This is a genomic window from Kaistia sp. MMO-174, assembly GCF_037147815.1.
In the GTDB taxonomy this organism is placed as follows: domain Bacteria; phylum Pseudomonadota; class Alphaproteobacteria; order Rhizobiales; family Kaistiaceae; genus Kaistia; species Kaistia nematophila.
In genome coordinates this window covers 785,579-804,718 of record NZ_JBBCUO010000001.1, presented here as the reverse complement: position 1 = coordinate 804,718, position 19,140 = coordinate 785,579, and the positions used below count along the sequence as shown (strand labels likewise).

Here is a 19,140-nt window from a genome sequence, read left to right as displayed (position 1 = left end):
GTGGGTCGGGCCTCACGGTGGCTCAGAAATAGAAATAGCGGACGGCGTGGAAGAAGATCGGCGCGGTGAACACCAGGCTGTCGATGCGATCGAGAATGCCGCCATGGCCGGGCAGCATGGTGCCGGTATCCTTGATGCCGAGATCCCGCTTCACCGCCGACATCACGATGTCGCCGAAGAAACCGGCCGTCGCCAGCAGCGCGCCGATGATCGCCGCCTGCCAGGCGCCGATCGGCGTCAGGACCGGCGCGAGCGCCGCCGACAGCAGGATCGTCGCGACGAGGCCACCGAGGAAGCCGCCGACCGTCTTGTTGGGCGAGACCTTCGGCGTGATCTTGCGCCGGCCGATCAGCCTGCCGGAGACGAACTGGGCGACGTCGTTGAACTCGGTCGCAATCAGCAGGAAGACCAGCAGGCCCGCGCCCATCCCGGGCGGCGCGTCGGGCGGCGGCACGGCGAGCAGATAGGCCGCGTGGCTGACGGCGAAGACCGTGATCATCAGCCCCCAGTGCAGCGTGCCGGCCGCCTTCAGGAAGCCCTGCGTCTCGCCGCGCAGCACCATGGCGGCCGGCAGGATCAGGAACATGTAGACGGGCACGAAGATGACGAACATGCCGTACCAGCCGATCCCGACCCAGTAATACTGGATCGGCACGGCGAGATAGGCGACGAGGAGCACGACCCGGTCGGCCCGCCGCGTCGGGATGATCGTCAGATATTCCTTGAGCGCCAGATAGCTGACGAAGGCGAGCAGCACGATCATCGCCGTGCGGCCGAGCGCCAGCGCCACCACCAGCAGCGCCACCATCGCCCACCAGCTGCCGATCCGCGCCTTGAGCTCGCGCCGCTTCTCCTGCGCCTTCTCGTCCGCCTCCGGCGGCGGCGACCGCATCCAGACGAGAAGGGTCGCGCCGGCGAGGCCAAGCACGACGAGCGCCAGCGTCACCACGATCTGGAGCGGCAGGTCGAACAGCATGAAGGAGGAAGCGGTTTCCGGCATCAGCTTTCCACCAGCGCGTGACGGGCGCGATTGAACGAGGTCCAGACCGCCAGCAGCGTCAGCAGCAACATGATCCCGTCGAGCCACCACCCGGCGGGGACGCCGAGCCCGACCAGGAAGGCGATCGCGCCGATCACCGCGGCGCGGTCGGACTTGCCCATCGGCCCGTCATAGCGCCGGCCCGCGCCGAGCGCCTCTACCAGCACGCCGACGAACTCGGTCAGGATCGCGGCGACGACGAAGAATGCGATCGGCCAGCCATGCGCCCCATAGGGCGCCAGCGCCGGAACCAGCGCCAGGTAGAGCGCGGCATCGGAGACGACGTCGCCGACCTCGTTGAGGATGGCGCCGAGCCGGCTCTTCTGGTCGTGCTCGCGGGCGATCATGCCGTCGATGGCGTTCAGCGCCATGCGCAGGAACAGTACCACCGGCAGCAGGAACAGGCTGGCGCGCACACCGGCCAGCGCCCAAAGCGCCAGCGCCGTGGCGATGCTCGCGACCATCGCGGCGATCGTCACCTGGTTGGCCGTGACGCCACGCGCCACCAGCGCGCCGACCAGCGGTCGCAACAGCGCCTGGAAGCGCGGCTTCAGATCATAGACGGAGGTCATGCAAAGCGCCGCACACGTCAACATACCGCCGGGCATTGGCCCGGCGCTCTCCCCTTCATGCGCCCGGCCGCACCGGCAGGGCTATGAAACCGGTCACAAAGCCTGTCGATCAGCCGGAAACAGTGAAGGGCAGCTCGAGCGGCGCCGAACGACCCGTCGTGGTGTCGGTGACGTTCAGGACCAGCACGTAGTCGCCCGCCTTCAGCGCCGGCAACTGGAAGCCGACGGTGATCTGGAACTCGCGGTTCTTGTTGCGGCCGATCTTCTCGAACAGCGCCGGCGTCGCCGACTTGGTCAGGATCTGGCCGCTCGCATTGCGGATTTCGATCTCGGAGGAGAAGGCGATCTTGTAGCCGTCGGCGACTTCCGCCCAACCGAAGCCCTGCGGCTCGAGATAGACCTGCAAATTGGCGGAAGGAGCGAAACTGTTGCCGGAATGGGCGGTATAGTCACCAAAACCCTTGGCATCGTCGACGAAGCGCGCGTTCTTGAACGTCAGCGGCGCCGATTTCCAGAAGGCCTCGACGGCGGCGTCGAGCGCCTGCTGCGCCTCGGCGGACTTGCCGGCCTGAAGCAGGGTCTCCGCCTCGGCGGCCTTGTCGGCGACCTCGCCGGCCGTCGATGCGCCACAGGCGGCGAAAAGCAACGCGCCCGCCATTGCAATCCCGGAGATCCGGGATGCCCGATCCTTCATGTCTTTCCCCTCGTCTCGGGCGCGGCAAGCGCCCTGCAGCCCCATTTCGCGCGAACATGCCGTTCCGGCGCGTCCTGCGCAAGGGCTTCGACAAATGAGGATTAATTCAGTGCGCCAACGGCTTATGCCGTACGGCGCTCCAGCCAGGCCTGGCGCTTGCGATAGATCGTCGACGGAGAGATCTCCAGCGCGGCCGCGGCACGGGCGATATTGCCGCCATGCGCCTCGACGGCGCACTCGATGATCGAGCGCTCCTGCTCCCAGAAAGGCGCGACAAGCTGAGGCGCAGCGCGGGTTTCTGAGACGGCAAACTCGTTCCGCGACGGCTGCGCGGCCCCGGCGCGGATGGTCTGCGGCAGCATGGCGACGGTAACTTCCGCCCCCTGGTGCAGCACCACCACGCGACGGATCGCGTTCTGCAATTCGCGGACATTGCCGGGCCAGGCATGGCGCATCAGCATCGCCGCCGCCTCGGGCTCGAAGCCGCGGAAGGCGCGCGCCTCCTCCGCCGCATAGCGGGCGAGAAAGGCGGAAGCGAGCGGCAGGATGTCCTCGGCGCGCTCGCGCAGCGCCGGCAACTGGATCGGCAGCACATGCAGCCGGTAGAACAGGTCCTCGCGGAACCGCCCGGCGGCGATCTCGGCGAAGGGATCGCGATGGGTGGCGCAGACGATGCGCACGTCGACCCGCCGCGCCGTGACGTCGCCGACGCGCTGGACGGTGCCGCTCTGGATGAAGCGCAGCAGCTTCGCCTGCAGGCCGAGATCCATCTCGCCGATCTCGTCGAGGAACAGCGTGCCGCCATCGGCGAGTTCGGCCGCGCCCGTCCGGTTTTCGGTCGCGCCGGTGAAGGCGCCGCGGACATGGCCGAAGATCTCGCTTTCCATCAGGTCCTTCGGGATCGCGCTGCAGTTCAGCGCGATGAAGGGGCCGCCGGCGCGGCCGGAGCGGCCGTGGATCGCCTCGGCGCAAAGCTCCTTGCCGGTGCCGCTCTCGCCGGTGACGAAAACGGGCGCCTTCGACGGCGCGATGCGGCTGATCTGGTCGTAGACGAGGCCCATCGCGGCCGAACGGCCGATGAAGCCCTCGAAATCCTCGCGCGCCAGGCCGGTCGCGGCCGGCTTCGCGGTGGTGGGCGTCTCGGCGCGCTTCGCCTCGGCGGGCCGGGCGGCCGGCCACTCCGCGATCGCCGCGTTCAGCCTTTCGAGCAGCGCCGCGGCGCCGAAGGGCTTGGGCAGGAAATCGATGGCGCCGGCGCGCATGGCGGCCACGGCGGCATGGACGGAGCCGCGCGCGCTCATGGCGATGACGGAGGAATCATGGCTCGACAGGCCGCCGAGTTCATCGACGCCGCCGACGGTCTCGAGGTCGGCGACGACAATCGCATGCGGGCGGTCGGCGAGCCGTTCGAGCGCCTCGGCCTTCGTCGCAAAGGCGGTCGGCGCGAAACGCAGCCCCGCCTGCGCCGACAATTGCGCCGAAACGGTGCGCCGCTGCACCGGATCCGCATCCACGATCAATACCTGAACGAGCTCTTGCGAGCCGCCGCCGAAACCCATGCCTGGAAGACCCCTCTTCCGCCGCGAAACATTTTTCGCGACGGATCATTCTTCTCAGAACAGGGTAAACAAAACGTTCCGGATCGTCCGCCAATCCCCGGAACGGGCAGCGCAAATTCAGCTTTCGAGGCCCGCTTCCCGGCCCGCCGCCAGCAGCCTGTCGACCAGCGCCGGGTTCGGCACCAGGCGGGCGAGCACGCCGGCCGGGTCCGTCGCCATTCCCGGAAAGCGGTCACGCATGCCGGCGATCGCCGCGCGCCTCGCCTCCGGATCGGCGGCGGCCAGCACGCGCAGGAAGGCGGCGAGCGGATGGTCCGGCAGGTCGACGCGGCCCATCAGCTTGCGCAGCGTCTCGGTCTTGCCCCCCTGGAAGGCGGCCAGCGCCAGATAGAGATCGTACCAGGACGGATAGGCGGCGTTGCTGCTGGCCGATTCCTCGATCAGCCGCATGCCGAGCTGGTAGCGGCCGGCGAGGATCAGCATCTGGCCCTGCGAGGCGCGGATGTCGGGATCGAGCGGGTTCAGGACCATTGCGCGGTTGCCGGCCTCGATGGCGCGCTGCATCTGGCCATCGGCGTAATAGGTGTACTGCAGCGCCTGCATCGCCCTCGCGCTGGTCGGCGCCAGCTGGACGGCCATCGCCGACGCCTTCACGGCGCGGTCGAGCGTGGCGCGGCGCAGGTCCGGATCGAGCCCGAGCTCCGCCTCGGTCAGGTAGAGGAAGGTCAGCTGCGCATAGGGCGGCGCATAACTGGGATAGCGTTTGGTGAGCTGCTCCAGGCAGGCGGTGACCTCGCCATGCGTCTTCGGTGCGAAGCTGCGCCAGTAGTTGAAAGAGCGGATCACGCAGGGAAAGCCGTCATCGGCGAGATCGGTCCTCGCCAGGCGGTCGGAGAGCACCACGCCATAGGGCTGGGCGATGGTGGTGGCGATCGTGTCCTTGAGCTGGGCGATGGTCACGGACGGCCGGACGGGGTTCCGCGGCACCGTCGCCTGCGACGACCAGATCACGCGGCCCGAGGCGGCGTCCGTCAGCAGCGCGGCGGCGGAGATGCCGGAGGGCCCGGCCGACAGCCTGCCGCTCAGCAGATAATCGGCGTCGCCGTCCATCCGGGTCACCACCGTGACCTCGTCGAAGCGGGAGATCGCCGTCGCCAGCATGACGGCGAACTGACGGCCCGATATGCCGACGGCGGGCTCGTCGCCAATCGCGAACGGCGCCACGAAGATTCGCGGGGCCAGCGGCCGCGTCGCGGGCGCCGGCGCGGCATGCGGCATCGCGGCGACGGACGCGACGGCAACGGCGGCGGTCCCCGCCTCCTGCCCGGCATCCGCCAGCACAGCCGCATGGCGCAGGCCGAACACGCCGAGCGCCATCAGGAAGGCGACGATCGCGAGCGCGCCGCCGATCCGCAGCCGCCACAGGGTCCTGGCGGCGAAGACGGACACGGCCGTCGCAGGCAGGGCGGCTTCCCTTGCCGGCGTGACCGGCTCGGCCGGCGCGGCCTCGCTCGCGGCCTGCCCTTCGGCCTCGGCGGCCATCGGCTCGAAATGCGGCACATAGCTGCCGCGCGGCATTGCGATCCGCAGCGCCGCGTTCGCGCCACCCGTCCGGTAGTAGGCGTCGAGCGCCTTGCGCAGGCGTCCCGCCTCGACCCGAACGATCGGATCCGAGGCCGGGTCGAAGGTCTCCGGACGACCGAGCGCCTCGGTCGCGATCGAATAGGCCTTGATGCGATCCGCCTCGCCGGCCAGCGTCTTCTCGACGACGTAGGTGAGGAAGGCGCTCAGTTGGCGCGAGGCGACGAAGGAGGCGGATTCGACGATCTGACCCAGTGCCGCGCGGACGGCCTCGGGCTCGAACCCGAACTCCTGCCCCCTCTCCTGATCGGCCGGCTCCGTCATGGCGCGCCGTCTCAGGTTCCGACACCGGCGCCGCGCAAGGCTTCCTCCACCCGCTTCGTATAGGGCGAAGGCGGAAACTGGCGGCTGAGCGCGGTCGGCATGTCGTCGGCGAACAGGGGCATCAGATCATACAGCGCCTTCACGGCGGCGTTCCGGTCGGCAGATTGACCGGCGGCATCATAGGCCAGCACGCGGGCGACGGCACCATAGGGCAACAGCGACACATCCGCCATCACCGAGCCGGAAGCCGGCTCGGGCCCCTCCGGCCGGCCGACCCGGGCCAGCAGTTCCAGCGAATCGTAGAACGAGACATGGGCGGGATCGAGCTGACGGGCGGCGGCGGCCTGCGCCAGCGCCTGGTCGGGATAGTCGGAGGCGATCAGCGCCAGCACATATTGCGAGCGCGAGAGCGGATCATACGGATTGGCCGAGATGGCTCTGAGGCCGATATCGCGCGCCGCCTCGAGGTCGCCCTTGCTGAAGGCGACGGTCGCCACCGCCGTCATGGCGCGGACATTGGTCGGCTCGAGCTGCAGCGCATGGCGCGCCAGTTCCTCCGCCTCCTTCCGGGCAGCGAGTGCGGCCGCTGTGTCGGGATTGAGGCGATAACGCTCCATCAGCAGCAGCGCGCGCGAGGCCCAGGCCGTTGCGAAGGTCGGATAGCGCTCGATCATATCGCGGAGGCAATCGTCGACGCGGCGCCAGCTGGTGTCATCGAGCCGGTGCCCGTGCAACTGCGCCTCGATCAGGCAATCATAGCCGCTCATCTCGCCCGGTGGTCCGCCTGCCCCGCGCGCGACATACTGGGCGATGGCGCCGAACTGCGGCGCGATCGCCGTGGTCGCGATGGCGAGAAGCCGGTCGACTCCGGCGCGGGTCATCAGCTCGGCGACGGGCATGTCGATCGACGCGCTCCAGAGCACCTCGGCGGTCTGGAGCGAGGACAGGCGCATGGAGACGGTGCTCTTGCGGTCCGAGAAGGCGATGTCGCCCTCGATACGGAAATCCGCCGGCGGACCGCCATTGGTGAGCACGCGCAGTTCGGGGAAGCGCGCCAGCGCCACCATCAGGCCGGATTCGAGCTCGTCGGCCCGTTCCGCGGCCGTTCCGGTCGCGACGAAGGGCATCACCTCGACGCTCGGCAGATAGGGCGTCGACGCCCGCGGCACGGCGGAGGCCCCCGGCCTCGCGGCCACGACATCGAGACGCGGACCTCCGGCCGGAACGCCGCCCGGGGCAGACTTCAGGAAGAACCCGGCCCCGAGCAGCGCGATGGCAATCGACGCCAGAATGACGCCGATGGCGATCGCGCCGGGCCGAAATCCGACCGAGACCGGCTGGACAGGGGGCGGTTGCGGCATCGCGGCCGCGTCCGGCAAGGGAGGCGGCTCCGGTACGATGCGCTCGAAGCGCGGCACATAGGATCCGCGCTCGACGACGACGCGCACCGGGTCCTCGGCGCCGCCGCGATCGTAATAGGCGGCGAGCGTGCGGCGCAGGCGGTTGGCCTCGACACGGACGATCGGGTCGCGCTGCGAATCATAGCCTTCCGGCCGCCCTAGCACGGTAGTGCCGATGATCTGGCCCTTGAGCAGGTGCTCGTTGCCGGCCAGATGCGCCTCGACGATATAGCTCAGGAATGCGCAAAGCTGCGGCGACGCGACGAACTCGGCGCTCTGCAAGATCTTGTCCAGGGCGGCGCGGGCTTCGGCAGCGGAGACAGAATCGAGGTCGAAGGCCGACCCGGAGTCCGGTGGCATGTAGTTCACGCCCCTTCCCTATCCCCTGCACAAGTTGACGTTGCCCCCTGCCGGAACCGGCAGGATCGTAGCGGCCGGCTGATCACCGCCGGTCATCTCGCGCTCTTCGCACGCAAAGCGCTGGCCCCGGCGATGCTGCCGGACGGGAGAACGGCGTGTTTCGACGCCGGCACATGCGAAGGGTCGGTGACTGGGTATCATGAACCTCGAACAAGCCGAACGACCAATTCGGAAACCCCCCGAGTTTTCCCGAAGCTGACGCTACGCCACCCCATCGCGACTTCGTGTCGAGATCATGACCAGATCGTACAATATCAGCACCGGATCGTACAAAGTGTGGATCGGCTGTCCTCCGGCAACTGTTCGGCCATGCCTTCCAGAACACGGCGACGATGGTGCCGCCCGGCAAATTCATGCGGCCGCCCATCAATCCCGCCAGCCGAGCTTGACCCTTGCGTGCGGAAGCAATACGCCCCGCTTATGACCAACACGACCTCGCCCATCGCCGTCTCCGGCCTGTCGGAGCTCGCCCCCCAGTACCGCGCCGTCCTCTGCGACGTCTGGGGCGTCATCCACAACGGCGTGCGGTCGTTTCCGCGGGCCTGCGACGCGCTCGAGCGCTACCGCGCCCAGGGTGGCGTCGTGGTGCTGATCACCAATGCGCCGCGCACCAGCCATTTCATCGTCGAGCAGATGGGCACGCTCGGGGTCAGCCCGGATTGCTATGACGCCATCGTCACGTCGGGCGACGTCACCCGCGCACTGCTCGCCGAGCGCGGCGCCGCCAAGACCTTCCATGTCGGCAACGAGCGCGAAAAGACCCTCTACGAGGGGCTCGAACTGCAGCTGGTCGGCGAGGAAGACGCGGAGCTTATCTCCTGCACCGGCCTCTTCAACGACACGGTCGAGACACCGGACGACTATGACGAGCGCTTCGCCGCCTGGCGGCGGCGCGACCTGCCGATGATCTGCGCCAATCCCGACATCGTCGTCGAGCGCGGCGACCGTTTCGTCTGGTGCGCCGGCTCGCTTGCCGAGCGCTACAAGGCGCTGGGCGGCACCAGCTTCGTCGCCGGCAAACCCAATCCGCCGATCTACGAGGCCGCTCTCAAGAAGGCGGCGGCGATCCTCGGCAGCCCGATCGGCAAGGAACAGGTTGTGGCGATCGGCGACGGCGCGCCAACCGACCTGCGCGGCGCGTGCGAACAGGCGCTCGACGTCCTGTTCGTGACCGGCGGCATCCATTCGGCCAGCTTCGGCCCGACCGAGGCGCCGGAAGCGGCCGCCGTCCACCGCTTCCTGGCGGAAAAGGAACTCGGCGCCCGCGCCTTCATTCCGCATCTCGCCTGGTAGGCCGGAAATGGGCGCCTCCCGCACGCGCCCGCGGCCCGCGACCAAACTGACGGCTTGACCATGTCCGATCGAGAGGCCAGTTTCCGGCCGCAGCCGCCGTCGCCCCCTCGGCCGGCTCAACTGGAGCCATCATGACGAGCGCCCACGCGCCCCTGCCCGCCGCCAGGATCCTGCCGCTCGACGCCTTGCCGGCGGAATACAGGCGCAGCGCGGTTGCCATCGGCAATTTCGACGGCATGCATCGCGGCCACCAGGCGCTGCTCGACGCGGCGCGCAGCGAGGCCAAGGTCCATGGCACGCCTTCGCTGCTGCTGACCTTCGAACCGCATCCGCGCAGCGTGTTCCGGCCCGACACGCCGCTGTTCCGCCTGACGCCGATCGAGGCCAAGGCGCGAATCGCGGCGGCCTTCGGGCTCGACGGCATCGTCGTCGCCAATTTCGACCAGGAATTCTCGAAGACCAGCGCCGCCGACTTCGTCGACCGTATTCTGGTGCGGCAGCTCGACATCTCCGCCGCGATCATCGGCCACGACTTCCACTTCGGCCATGACCGGCAGGGCTCGCCGGCCTTCCTCGCGCATGAGGGGTTGCGCCGGGGCTTTACCATGTCCGTACTCGGCGCCGTCATGGACGATCATGGCGTCGCCTTTTCCTCGAGTCGGGTCCGGCAGGCGCTCGAAAGCGGCGCGGTCGAGACAGCCAATGCCGAGCTCGGCTATCGCTGGTTCGTCAGCGGCACGGTCCAGCACGGCGACAAGCGCGGCCGCGAGCTCGGCTATCCCACGGCCAATGTGCGGCTGCCTTCCGATTGCGGCCTGGCGCTCGGCATCTACGCCGTGACGCTGACGCGCGCCGACGGCAGCGTGCATCCCGCCGTCGCCAGCTATGGCCGCCGGCCGACCTTCGACAACGGCGCCGTGCTGCTCGAAGTGCATGTGTTCGATTTCAACGAGCAGCTCTACGACGAGACCGTCGCGGTCACCTTCCACGCCTTTCTGCGTTCCGAGGCGCGATTCGCCTCGATCGAGGCCCTGATCGAGCAGATGGACCGGGATTCGCTCGACGCCCGCCGGATCCTTGCGGCGGCCGGCCCGGGCACCGCGCTCGACCAGCGCCTGGCCGGGATCGCGCCGACCGTGCGTGTTGCCCCGGGGGAGCCGATCCGGTAGAAGGGCGGCCTAGACCGTGCCGGAATTTTGCCTGCTTTTCTGCGTTTAGTGGGACACAGGCTAAGGTGTGCCGATTCGAGCGCGCCCAGGAGTGATCGATCGACATGCCCGCTTCGACTGTTCAGCGTTATCTGGTTCTCCCTGCGGGAGCCCTTGTCCTGACCGCCCTCGCCGGCTGCTCCGGCACGACCTACGGCACCGGCGTATCTCCCGAGACGCAGACGCTGACGGACGTGATGAGCATCGCCAGCCTCGGCGGCGAGGACCGTCCGCCGATCGACTACAAGCCGCGTGGCGGCATCGTGGTTCCGCCGTCCAACTCGCTGCCACAGCCTGGCCAGGCCGTCGCTTCGGCCGACCAGGCCAACTGGCCGAAGGACAAGGATCTCGCCCGCCGCAAGAAGCGCGAGAATGACGCGGTGGCGCCGAACAGCGAGGGCGCGCCGAACCTGAAGCTGGCCCCCGGCCAGACCTCGTTCGACCGCCGCGAGGAAGAATACAACGAGGCCCGCAAGGCCGAGGGCAAGAAGGCCTGGGATGCGCTGCACAGCGGCAAATCGGGTTCCTACGACGCCAATGGCAACCCCACCCGCAAATATCTGACCGAGCCGCCCGTCGACTATCGCGCTTCCGACCCGAACGCGCCGATGACCGAGCCGGAGAAGGTCAAGAAGAAGTTCGACGTCAGCAAGCTCTGGCCCTTCTAGGCCGGGACGCGGGACGAAATCGAAAGGGGGCCGAAGCCCCCTTTTTTGTTGTCCGCTTTCCCTCGCCCGCGCTAGCGGACGACGACCCGCGTGCCGATGCCGACGCGCTCGTAGAGATCCTCGACATCCTGGTTGCGCATGCGGATGCAGCCGGACGAGACCGCATGGCCGATCGACCAGGGCTCGTTGGAGCCGTGGATGCGGTAGAGCGAGGAGCCGAGATAGAGCGCGCGCGAGCCGAGCGGATTGTCGAGGCCGCCTTCCATGCGGACCGGCAGGCCCGGCCGGCGGGCGCGCATCTCCGCCGGCGGCGTCCAGCTCGGCCACTCCGCCTTGCGAGTGATCGTGTGGACACCCGCCCATTCGAAGCCCGGCTTGCCGACGCCGACGCCATAGCGCCGCGCCGTGCCGTTCGCCTCGACCAGGTAGAGATAGCGCGTCTCGGTATCGATCACGATCGTACCGGGCTTCTCGCGGCCGTGATAGTCGACCACCGCCGGCAGGAAGGCCGGATTGAACTGGCGCGAGGCCTTGGGCGCCTTCGGCGCGGAGGTGCGCGGCATCAGCCCCGCCTGCTGCGGCGCTCGGCGTGCGCGGCGCTCCGCGCCGTAGGGCGGCCGCTCCATCCACCAGGCCGGCTGGCCATATTCGGGTTCGACCATCACCGGCGGGCGCGGCCGATAGCGATCGTACCGGTCGTAGCGATCATACCGGTAGGGACGCTCATACCGGCCATAGCCGTCGTCATAGCCATCGGAGCCGTCATAGAACTGCGCCTTGGCGGGGAGAACGGACAGGCCGAAAACGGCGAGCCCGACCAGGACGACGGATTGCAGCGCACTACGCATGGACGCCTCGACAGGAAATCGCGCGCCACGGCGCGCTGGAAGAAAGACACCCGGTCCCGCGACCGGGAGGAGCGACCGCACGGCCGAGCCGGAACGATCCTCCCCTGAGCTAGATAAGGCTGGCAGAGGAAACGTGAAGGAGGCCTGAACGTCAATTGCGGCGGTGAACGGGTCGTTACCAGGCTGTTAACGGGGCGGATAGCGCTTCGCCGGTCCCGCAGGCCTTGCCTCGACGGGCCGGGAAATCGTAGAAGATCAGGAACAAAACACGAACTTCAGGAAAGCGTGCCCATGACCCTGCCAGATGGCATCCTAGCCGGCGAAGATGGCGTTCCCCGCTGCTGGTGGTCAAACGGCACCGCCGAATACCAGGCCTATCATGACGCCGAATGGGGTCGACCGGTCACGGACGACCGCCGCCTGTTCGAAAAGCTGTGCCTCGAGGGCTTTCAGTCCGGCCTGTCCTGGCTGACGATCCTGCGCAAGCGCGAGACCTTCCGGCAGGCCTTCGCCAATTTCGAACCGGCCGAGGTGGCGAAGTTCGGCGACGACGACATCGCCCGCCTGCTCGCCGATCCCGGCATCGTGCGCCATCGCGGCAAGATCGTCTCGACGATCAACAATGCGAAGCGTGCGCTGGAGCTGATCGAGAGCGAAGGCTCGATCGCCGCCTATGTGTGGAGCTTCGAGCCGCCGGCCAGCGAACGACCGACTGCGTTCGACAAGGCGAGCCTGACGGCCAACAGCACGTCACCGACCTCGGTGCGCTTGTCGAAGGATCTCAAGCGACGCGGCTGGAGCTTCGTCGGCCCGACCACGGTCTACGCCTTCATGCAGGCGATGGGTCTCGTCAACGACCACGTCGAAGGCTGCCACTGCCGCGCCGAGGCGACGCGCCTCCGCTATGAACTCAAGCTGCCGAGCAAGGCCTCGGCGACCTAGTAACCGCCGTAGGAACGACGGCCGCGACGGTCGAGGTCGCGCTGGATCATTTCCAGGTCGATCAGATCGCCAGCCTGGGCAAGCTGCGCGGCTTCCGGGTCGTAGTTGACGTATTCCGACCAGCTGCGACGAAACTTCTTCAAGGACTTGAACATCTGCGTGTCTCCCTGTCGTGGGTGATGACGCAAAGGTAAGCGAATTCTGCCGCAATGCAAAACATGATGTTGCAACGCAGCAATGCAATTCCTGCATGCCAAAGCGCAGGCAGCCAAACGCCACCGCGCCCTTTCAGGCGCGGTGTGCCCCAGGCTGAAGGGATGGCTCAGGCCTTGGCGCGGCCGTCGATGCGGCCGAGCAGATGCTCGGCCAGCGGGCTCGTCGCCGAGAACACCGTATCGAGCCGGGAAACGGCCACGGTGCGCGCCCCGGCGCCGGTGCGCAGCCATTCGGCGCAAGCATAGACCTTCGAGGCCGGGCAGTGCAGCAGCAGATGGCTGGCCGGAATGCCGAACGGCGTCGTCGCGCCGAAGCGGTCGGCTGCGACCCTGGCGGCGCCTTCCGCGTCGGCGACATCGGCGCGGATCTCACGCAGCGAGCGCCCCGCCGATTCCGCCTCGATCCGGTCGATGATGGTGCGCAACGCGCCGCGAGCCGCACCGCTCCACGTGGCGGAGAGGCTCGCGACCAGATGCGCCTCCGACTGCAGGATCACGCCGTCGCCGACGATCTTCAGCGCATTGGCGGCAAGCGTCGAGCCGGTCGAGGTGATGTCGACGATCAGGTCGGCGGCGCCCGAAGCCGGCGCGCCCTCGGTGGCGCCCAGACTCTCGACAATGCGGTAGTCGGCGATGCCGTGGCGGGTGAAGAAGCGCCGGGTCAGGTTGACGTATTTGGTGGCGACCGTCAGCCAGCGGCCGTGGCGGGAGCGGAAATCCGCCGCCACGTCGTCGAGATCGGCCATGCAGCGGACGTCGATCCAGGCCTCCGGCACGGCGACGACGACGTCGGCATGGCCGAAGCCGAGCGGCAGCACGAGATCGAGGCGCTCGGCGAAGTCGGAAACCTCCTCCTCGACCAGGTCGCGCCCGGTGATGCCGAGATGGACCGAGCCGGCGGCGAGTTCGCGGGTGATCTCGGAAGCCGAGAGAAACGCAACCTCGACGTCCGGCAGGCCGCCGATGCGGCCGCGATAGGAGCGTTCGCTGCCCTGCTGCACGACGGGCAGTCCGGCGCGGGCGAAGAAGGCGTTGGCGTTTTCCTGCAGTCGGCCCTTGGAGGGCACGGCGAGGACGAGCGGGGCGTCGGTCATGCCGCTTCTCCCTTGACGCGATCGAGCCAGAGGGCGAAGCCGACGGCGGGCACGGTGGACTTGGCGCCGAGCAACGGCATCAGACGGTCGTAGCGGCCGCCGCCGACCACCTGCTGGCCGGCCGGCAGCGCCTTGTCGTAGATTTCGAAGACGAAGCCCGAGTAATAGTCGAGGCGACGGCCGAAATCGGCGGCGAAATCGAGCCGCTCCAGATCGATGCCGCGTCGCGCCAAGCCCTCCGCCCGCTTCTCGAATCCCTCGATCGAGGCGTCCATGCCGAGCTTCTCGTCATTCGAGAGCGCCTTCAGTTCGCCGAGCACGGCGGAAGGCGTGCCGACAATGCCGAGGAAACGGCCAAGCACGGCCTGCGCCCGCTCGTCGAGCCCGCCGCCGGCCGCCAGCGCCGATTGCTCCAGGAAGCGATCCGCGATCTCGCCGGCCGAACGGCCGCCGACAGCGCGAATTCCGGCAATCGATAGAAGATCCTCGACAATGCGATGCGCCGCCTCGTGATCGGTGCCGTCTATTGCCGCGAGGAAACCGGCATGCGCCGGGGTTTCGGCCGACCTGCCGGCGGCGAGCCGCGCGATGGTGGCATCGAGACGGGCGCGGTCGCCGAAGGCGCGCGACAGGCGGCGCTTCCAGACGGCGGCAATGCCGAGTTGCTCGATGATGGCGGCGAAGAGCGCGGAGTCACCGATGCGAACGATCGGCTCGTCGAGCCCGTAAACCCGGACGGAATCGAGCGCCAGCGCCAGCACGTCGGCGTCGGCGGTGATGCGGTCCGTACGGCCGAGCGACTCGACGCCCGCCTGCAGGAACTCGCCATTCGCGCCGCCGGGGCGCTGGCGGAAGACCGGGCCGAGATAGGCATAGTCGGCGGTGCGGTGCGCATCGCCGCTAGCGATGTGCTGCAGGCAGACCGGGATGGTGAACTCCGGCCGCAGGCACTGTTCGCGGCCATCGGCGCTCGTCGTCAGATAGAGCCGCCGGCGCAGGTCTTCGCCCGCCACGTCGAGAAAGACGTCGGCGTCGGAGACGATCGGCGGCTCAACGAAGCGGTAGCCCGCCTCGGAAAGGAGGACGCGAAGTCGGGTTGTCTCGACCATTTCCGTCACCCCGCCTGCCGCGCGAGGATCTCGCGCACCGCCGCCACCAGATCCGCCTCCGGCACCTCGACCTGCGCCGGACGCGCCTCGCGCCAGACCGCGTTGTCGGTGATCTCCGTCGACATCTGCTTACCCAGCACCAGATCCTTGACCTGGATCACGCCCTTCGCCTTCTCGTCGCCGCCCTGGATGACGACGCAGGGCGAATTGCGCTTGTCGGCATATTTCAGCTGCGCCTTGGGGCCGGAACCGCCGAGATAGAGTTCGGCGCGGATGCCGGCATCGCGCAGGTCCTTGACCATCTTCTGGTACTCGCCGACACGGTCGCGATCGAAGATCGTCACCACGACGGGTCCGACCTCCGCCTCGGCGGAGATCTTGCCAAGCGCCGTCAGCGCCGCCATCAGGCGCGACACGCCGATCGAGAATCCGGTGGCGGGAACCGCCTCGTTGCGGAAGCGGCCGACCAGGCCGTCATAGCGGCCGCCGCCGCCGACCGAGCCGAAGCGGGCCGGCTCGCCCTTCTCGTTGACCGTCTCGAACAGCAGTTCCGCCTCGAAGACGGGGCCCGTGTAATATTCGAGGCCGCGCACGACGGAGGGGTCGATCTTGATGCGATCGGAATAGCCGGCCGCCGTCGTGATCACGGCGATCTGGTCGAGTTCGTTCAGGCCCTCGACGCCCGACGGGCCCATCTCGATGTTCTTACGGATGCTGGCGACGGTCGCCTCGTTGCCGACGCTCGACTGCGCCGCGACATACTTCATCACCGTGGCGACGCCGGCCTCGTCGAGGCCCGCGCCCTTGGTGAAGTCGCCGCTCTCGTCCTTGCGGCCCGCGCCGAGCAGCAGCTGGACGCCCTCGGGACCGAACTTGTCGAGCTTGTCGATGGCGCGCAGCACGGTCAGCCGCGTGCCGGCATGCTCGGCGCCGGAAAGGCCGATCGCCTCCATGACGCCGTCGAGCACCTTGCGATTGTTGACGCGGATCACGTAGTCGCCGCGGCTGATGCCGAGCGCCTCGATCGTGTCCGCCATCATCATGCACATCTCGGCATCGGCGGCCGGCGACGCGGAGCCCACCGTATCGGCGTCGAACTGCATGAACTGGCGGAAGCGGCCGGGACCCGGCTTCTCGTTGCGGAACACCCAGCCATTGCGGTAGCTGCGATAGGGCTTCGGCAGCTGGTCGTAGTTCTCGGCGACGTAGCGGGCGAGCGGCGCGGTCAGGTCATAGCGCAGGCTCAGCCACTGCTCGTCATCGTCCTGGAACGAGAACACGCCCTCGTTGGGGCGGTCCTGGTCGGGCAGGAACTTGCCGAGCGAATCCGTATATTCGATCAGCGGGGTCTCGACCGGCTCGAAGCCGTAGAGCTCGTAGACTCCCCGGATCGTGGCGAGCATCCGGTCCGCCGCCTTGATCGCGCCGGCATGGCGATCGACGAGCCCGCGCGGCAGGCGCGCCTTCAGGGCGTTCGTCTTGTCTTTCTCGGCCATGTCGTCGATCCCGTCTCTTTTCAGTCTCTTGCCGGTCTCCCGCCCGTCTCTCGGGCGATCCGACTGTACCGCATCATCCGGCAGGTTTCGCACCGGGTTCAGCGGCGCGTTTCGTACCGCATCGACCTTGAACGGGCAACCTCACGACATCATGACGGCAAAGCAAAAAGGCCGCCCCGAGGGGCGGCCTTTTCAAAGCGTACTGCGAACGAAGCGCTTAGAAGGCGCGGCCGAGCTTGGCGTCGACCGAATATTCGTTGCCGCCCTTGAAGACGAAGTAGAGCGCGGCGAAGAACCAGAGCGAAGCGTACTCGAAGCCACCCGAGGCCATGAAGAAGCCGTTGCCGATATGGACCGACAGCGTGGCGACCAGCAGCACGAAGGCGGCGACCAGGGCGGCCGGGCGGGTCAGCAGGCCGATCGCCAGAAACAGGCCACCGAAGAATTCGCCGAGGCCAGCAAGCGTCGCCAGCAGCACGGCCGGCTGCAGGCCGATCTGCGCGAAGAAGCCGGCAGTGCCCTCGATGCCGCCGCCGCCGAAGAGGCCAAACAGCTTCTGCGCACCATGCGGGACGAGCCAGAAGCCGACGACGAAGCGGAGGACCGCCTCAAAGAACGGAGAAGCTGCATAGAGGCCGCCAAAGGCGGGGACGATCAGCTTCTGCGACGACGTGGTATCGGACATGTGCAACTCCAGACGCCGGATGGCGCGTTCGATTGATCTGGACCCAAAGATAGCCCATCCGATTGGCGCTCGAAACGTAGCTGCCGCACGACACACTGTTCAACGTGGGCAAACAATTCCCGTCCGGAGCGCTTGAGCGAAACGGCTTGTCAGGCCATCTGCGTCGCCGCTTCCTGCCGCTCGACCAGCACATGACCGCCACCGCCATTCTCGACCAGTTCGAGGAAGCGGTCGTGCAGCGCGGTCAGGCTGGAGCGATGGCCGATCGAGATGACCGTGGTCTGCGGCAGCCGCTCGCGGATGAGGTTGTAGACATGCGCCTCGGCCTTTTCGTCGAGCGCGCTCGTCGCCTCGTCGAGCAGCAGCCAGTCCGGCTTGGCGAGGATGGCGCGGGCGATGGCGATGCGCTGCTGCTCGCCGCCGGAGAGGCGATTGCCCCAGTGCACGTCGACATCGAGCTCCGGCACCAGGCGCGACAGGCCGACCGCCTCCAGCGCCTCCGTCGCCTCCTCGGTCGCGAGCGTTTCAGCGTCGCGCGGATAGGCGAGCGCGGCGCGGATCGTGCCGAGCGGCATGTAGGCTCCCTGCGGCAGGGTCAGCAGATCCGCCCCGTTCGGGATATGGACCTGGCCATTGCCGAACGGCCAGATGCCGCTCAGCGCCCGGAACAGGCTCGACTTGCCGGAGCCGGACGGTCCCGTCAGCAGGACGCGCTCGCGCGGCGCGAGCGTCAGTTGGGGCACGTCGACGATCTCGCGACCGTCCGGGAGATGCACGACGAGATCGCGGATGACAAGATCCGAACCGGCGCTGTCGGGCTGCAGCTTCGGCCCGGTCGTCTCCAGCGCCTCGGAGTGCTCGATTGCGCGCTCGAAGCCATCGAGACGGTCAACGACGGCCTTCCAGGTTGCCAGCGTCGAATAAGCGGAAACGAAGAACGACAGCGCGCCCTGCACCGTGCCGAAGGCGGAGGCGATTTGCGTCAGACCGCCGAGTTCGAGCGTACCGGCGAAATAGAGAGGACTGACCAGGATGAACGGGAAGATGACGGCGAGCTGGCTGTAGCCGGCGGTCAGGAAGGTCAGCTTCTTGGTCCGGCTCATGATCTGGTAGAAATTCGAGAGCACCGAGCCGAAGCGGTCATAGAGGCCGACGCGCTCGGCCGGCTCGCCCTTCAGCAGCGCCACTTCCTCGCCATTCTCGCGAAGCCGCACCAGCGCGAAGCGGAAATCGGCCTCGTAGCGCTGCTGCTGGTAGCTCAGCGCCACCAGCGGCTTGCCCACCCAATGCGTCACCAGCGTGCCGAGGATCGCATAGCCGAGCGCCAGCCAGACCAGATAGCCGGGGATGGCGTAGCTCTTGCCGAAGATGATCAGCGGCGCCGTCGACGACAGGCTCCACAGGATGAAGATGAAGGTGACGAGCGTGACGACCTGGCCGAGCAGCGCGACGCCGATCGACAGGAAGCCATCGGTGAAGCGGTCTGCGTCCTCGGCGATACGCTGGTCGGGGTTGTCGGCGGGGTTTCCGGTCAGCCGCATCCGGTAATGCGTGCCCTTCGACATCCAGCCGTCGAGATATTTGTGCGTCAGCCAATTGCGCCAGCGGATCTGCAGCCATTGCGAAAAATAGAGCTGGTAGACCGTGGTGATGATCGAGAGCGCCGCGATCCAGGAGAACACGACGAACATCTGGTAGGCGAAGGTCGACCAGTCCTTCTTCTGCAGCGCCGTATAGAAGTCATTGTTCCAATAGTTGAATTTGACGTCCAGCCAGACGTTGAACAATCGCAGCCCGATGACGATGCCGAGCAGACCGAGCGCAATCCACATTTCCGAAGAGCGGAAATAGGGAAGCGCGATGCGCAGGACCGTTCCAAGCGCCGACTTGAGCTTGTGCATAGAGTTCTCCGACCAGCACCGGTTGCTGTCTGACTGCCCACTATCGGGACGCTGACCTGACGACGACATTGCCGCCGCGTTACCGAACATTA

17 protein-coding genes are annotated in these 19,140 nt (G+C 67.7%); 4 read left to right on the top strand and 13 right to left on the bottom strand.

The window, feature by feature from the left end:
- Nucleotides 1-22: 22 nt before the first annotated feature.
- From WFK98_RS03470 to WFK98_RS03445, 6 genes are all read right to left on the bottom strand, one after another.
- Nucleotides 23-1,000 carry a phosphatidate cytidylyltransferase gene (locus WFK98_RS03470; RefSeq protein WP_336799291.1) on the bottom strand — a complete coding sequence of 326 codons (978 nt, stop codon included), beginning with the start codon at nt 998-1,000 and terminating at the stop codon, nt 23-25.
- Entirely contained in the window at nt 1,000-1,611 is a 612-nt protein-coding gene (locus WFK98_RS03465) for a CDP-alcohol phosphatidyltransferase family protein (protein WP_336799290.1), read from the bottom strand. The genes WFK98_RS03470 and WFK98_RS03465 overlap by 1 nt, the downstream gene beginning before the upstream one ends.
- 109 nt (nt 1,612-1,720) lie before the next feature.
- Nucleotides 1,721-2,305, bottom strand: a complete 585-nt coding sequence (locus WFK98_RS03460; RefSeq protein ID WP_336799289.1) for a hypothetical protein — start codon at nt 2,303-2,305, stop codon at nt 1,721-1,723.
- Nucleotides 2,306-2,427: 122 nt separating this feature from the next.
- Nucleotides 2,428-3,819 carry a sigma-54 dependent transcriptional regulator gene (locus WFK98_RS03455; protein WP_336799288.1) on the bottom strand — a complete coding sequence of 464 codons (1,392 nt, stop codon included), beginning with the start codon at nt 3,817-3,819 and terminating at the stop codon, nt 2,428-2,430.
- A 162-nt stretch (nt 3,820-3,981) separates the two neighbouring features.
- Nucleotides 3,982-5,769 (bottom strand): hypothetical protein, encoded by a 1,788-nt coding sequence (locus tag WFK98_RS03450; protein ID WP_266339747.1) that lies wholly within the window; start codon nt 5,767-5,769, stop codon nt 3,982-3,984.
- A gap of 11 nt (nt 5,770-5,780) precedes the next feature.
- Nucleotides 5,781-7,538: a hypothetical protein gene (locus tag WFK98_RS03445; protein ID WP_336799287.1), complete on the bottom strand. Its 1,758-nt coding sequence runs from the start codon at nt 7,536-7,538 to the stop codon at nt 5,781-5,783.
- A gap of 471 nt (nt 7,539-8,009) precedes the next feature.
- On the opposite strand from WFK98_RS03445, the gene WFK98_RS03440 reads away from it, so the two are divergent.
- The 3 genes from WFK98_RS03440 (at nt 8,010) to WFK98_RS03430 (ending at nt 10,758) form a co-directional block, all read left to right on the top strand.
- The gene (locus WFK98_RS03440; protein WP_266339745.1) at nt 8,010-8,882 is read left to right on the top strand and encodes a TIGR01459 family HAD-type hydrolase; all 873 of its coding nucleotides are present in this window, start codon (nt 8,010-8,012) and stop codon (nt 8,880-8,882) included.
- Between the two features lie 131 nt (nt 8,883-9,013).
- On the top strand, nt 9,014-10,051 hold the full coding sequence (locus WFK98_RS03435; RefSeq protein ID WP_336799286.1) for a bifunctional riboflavin kinase/FAD synthetase: 1,038 nt from the start codon (nt 9,014-9,016) through the stop codon (nt 10,049-10,051).
- Between the two features lie 104 nt (nt 10,052-10,155).
- Nucleotides 10,156-10,758, top strand: a complete 603-nt coding sequence (locus WFK98_RS03430) for a hypothetical protein (protein ID WP_266339743.1) — start codon at nt 10,156-10,158, stop codon at nt 10,756-10,758.
- A gap of 71 nt (nt 10,759-10,829) precedes the next feature.
- Here the strand turns inward: WFK98_RS03430 and WFK98_RS03425 are convergent, their stop codons facing one another.
- A complete protein-coding gene (locus tag WFK98_RS03425) occupies nt 10,830-11,606 on the bottom strand; it encodes a L,D-transpeptidase (RefSeq protein ID WP_266339742.1) in 777 nt (258 codons plus the stop codon).
- A 291-nt stretch (nt 11,607-11,897) separates the two neighbouring features.
- Here WFK98_RS03425 and WFK98_RS03420 point away from each other — a divergent pair, with 291 nt between their 5' ends.
- A complete protein-coding gene (locus tag WFK98_RS03420; protein ID WP_336799285.1) occupies nt 11,898-12,548 on the top strand; it encodes a DNA-3-methyladenine glycosylase I in 651 nt (216 codons plus the stop codon).
- Here WFK98_RS03420 and WFK98_RS03415 read toward each other — a convergent pair.
- The 6 genes from WFK98_RS03415 to WFK98_RS03390 form a co-directional block, all read right to left on the bottom strand.
- Nucleotides 12,545-12,703: a hypothetical protein gene (locus tag WFK98_RS03415; protein WP_266339740.1), complete on the bottom strand. Its 159-nt coding sequence runs from the start codon at nt 12,701-12,703 to the stop codon at nt 12,545-12,547. The genes WFK98_RS03420 and WFK98_RS03415 overlap by 4 nt on opposite strands.
- Before the next feature lie 167 nt (nt 12,704-12,870).
- Entirely contained in the window at nt 12,871-13,857 is a 987-nt protein-coding gene (gene hisG / locus WFK98_RS03410) for an ATP phosphoribosyltransferase (RefSeq protein ID WP_266339739.1), read from the bottom strand.
- Nucleotides 13,854-14,966: an ATP phosphoribosyltransferase regulatory subunit gene (locus tag WFK98_RS03405; protein ID WP_336799284.1), complete on the bottom strand. Its 1,113-nt coding sequence runs from the start codon at nt 14,964-14,966 to the stop codon at nt 13,854-13,856. Before WFK98_RS03405 ends, hisG begins: the two co-directional genes overlap by 4 nt.
- A 5-nt stretch (nt 14,967-14,971) precedes the next feature.
- Entirely contained in the window at nt 14,972-16,462 is a 1,491-nt protein-coding gene (hisS, locus tag WFK98_RS03400; protein WP_336799283.1) for a histidine--tRNA ligase, read from the bottom strand.
- Between the two features lie 217 nt (nt 16,463-16,679).
- Nucleotides 16,680-17,147, bottom strand: a complete 468-nt coding sequence (locus tag WFK98_RS03395) for a DoxX family protein (protein ID WP_266339736.1) — start codon at nt 17,145-17,147, stop codon at nt 16,680-16,682.
- A 149-nt stretch (nt 17,148-17,296) separates the two neighbouring features.
- On the bottom strand, nt 17,297-19,048 hold the full coding sequence (locus tag WFK98_RS03390) for an ABC transporter ATP-binding protein/permease (RefSeq protein WP_336799282.1): 1,752 nt from the start codon (nt 19,046-19,048) through the stop codon (nt 17,297-17,299).
- Nucleotides 19,049-19,140 lie beyond the last annotated feature (92 nt).

Excerpts from the sequence above, each read along its gene's own strand:
- WFK98_RS03470 (WP_336799291.1), bottom strand. The coding sequence starts at position 1,000 with ATGCCGGAAACCGCTTCCTCCTTCATGCTGTTCGACCTGCCGCTCCAG.
- WFK98_RS03465 (WP_336799290.1), bottom strand. The coding sequence starts at position 1,611 with ATGACCTCCGTCTATGATCTGAAGCCGCGCTTCCAGGCGCTGTTGCGA.
- WFK98_RS03460 (WP_336799289.1), bottom strand. The coding sequence starts at position 2,305 with ATGAAGGATCGGGCATCCCGGATCTCCGGGATTGCAATGGCGGGCGCG.
- WFK98_RS03450 (WP_266339747.1), bottom strand. The coding sequence starts at position 5,769 with ATGACGGAGCCGGCCGATCAGGAGAGGGGGCAGGAGTTCGGGTTCGAG.
- WFK98_RS03440 (WP_266339745.1), top strand. The coding sequence starts at position 8,010 with ATGACCAACACGACCTCGCCCATCGCCGTCTCCGGCCTGTCGGAGCTC.
- WFK98_RS03435 (WP_336799286.1), top strand. The coding sequence starts at position 9,014 with ATGACGAGCGCCCACGCGCCCCTGCCCGCCGCCAGGATCCTGCCGCTC.
- WFK98_RS03430 (WP_266339743.1), top strand. The coding sequence starts at position 10,156 with ATGCCCGCTTCGACTGTTCAGCGTTATCTGGTTCTCCCTGCGGGAGCC.
- WFK98_RS03425 (WP_266339742.1), bottom strand. The coding sequence starts at position 11,606 with ATGCGTAGTGCGCTGCAATCCGTCGTCCTGGTCGGGCTCGCCGTTTTC.
- WFK98_RS03420 (WP_336799285.1), top strand. The coding sequence starts at position 11,898 with ATGACCCTGCCAGATGGCATCCTAGCCGGCGAAGATGGCGTTCCCCGC.
- WFK98_RS03415 (WP_266339740.1), bottom strand. The coding sequence starts at position 12,703 with ATGTTCAAGTCCTTGAAGAAGTTTCGTCGCAGCTGGTCGGAATACGTC.
- hisG (WP_266339739.1), bottom strand. The coding sequence starts at position 13,857 with ATGACCGACGCCCCGCTCGTCCTCGCCGTGCCCTCCAAGGGCCGACTG.
- WFK98_RS03405 (WP_336799284.1), bottom strand. The coding sequence starts at position 14,966 with ATGGTCGAGACAACCCGACTTCGCGTCCTCCTTTCCGAGGCGGGCTAC.
- hisS (WP_336799283.1), bottom strand. The coding sequence starts at position 16,462 with ATGGCCGAGAAAGACAAGACGAACGCCCTGAAGGCGCGCCTGCCGCGC.
- WFK98_RS03395 (WP_266339736.1), bottom strand. The coding sequence starts at position 17,147 with ATGTCCGATACCACGTCGTCGCAGAAGCTGATCGTCCCCGCCTTTGGC.
- WFK98_RS03390 (WP_336799282.1), bottom strand. The coding sequence starts at position 19,048 with ATGCACAAGCTCAAGTCGGCGCTTGGAACGGTCCTGCGCATCGCGCTT.